This window comes from Paenisporosarcina sp. P4_D4 (assembly GCF_056401835.1).
In genome coordinates this window covers 1-575 of the sequence record NZ_JBFUIO010000422.1, presented here as the reverse complement: position 1 = coordinate 575, position 575 = coordinate 1, and the positions used below count along the sequence as shown (strand labels likewise).

The following is a 575-nucleotide window of genomic DNA, read 5'->3' as shown; positions in this document are numbered from 1 at the left end:
AATGGGAAATGTTCGTCGGGATTATATACCTTAATTTCATATTCTTCGGATCTTAAATAGTTAATAATTTCTGGAAGTGCGTCCAAAGTCGATTGATTTTCATGGAATAAAATGACTTCAATATTTTTTGTTGTTTGCCTTTTTACTTCATTTACAATTTTTGAAGAGTTAGCAGACTCCCTCCAATCCTGTGTATCCACACTCCAATCCCAAATTTTGTATCCTGCTTCAACTGAATCATTGCGAAGTCCTAAATTCAAACCTGGTTTCGATCCATAAGGGGCGCGTACTAAAGTGGTATCTTCACCTGTCACTTGTTTGATAATGGAGATTGTTTGTTGCATTTCTAGTACAAATTGATTTTCTTTATAAAGTCTATGATAGTCATGCGTCATACTGTGAGCTCCGACATAATTACCCTCGGATACGGCACGTTTCACTTCATTTGGATAGCGATTTATGCGGTCTCCAACCATAAAGAAAGTCGCATTTATTTGTTCCCTATTTAATACGTCAAGAAATTGGTGTGTGAACTCACTAGGTCCATCATCGAATGTCAAATAGACGACTTTCTG

1 protein-coding gene is annotated in these 575 nt (G+C 36.7%); it reads right to left on the bottom strand.

Annotated elements, in window-relative coordinates:
- A partial coding sequence (locus AC1DSL_RS19280; protein WP_477533484.1) for a polysaccharide deacetylase family protein occupies positions 1-575 on the bottom strand: 575 nt, incomplete at both ends.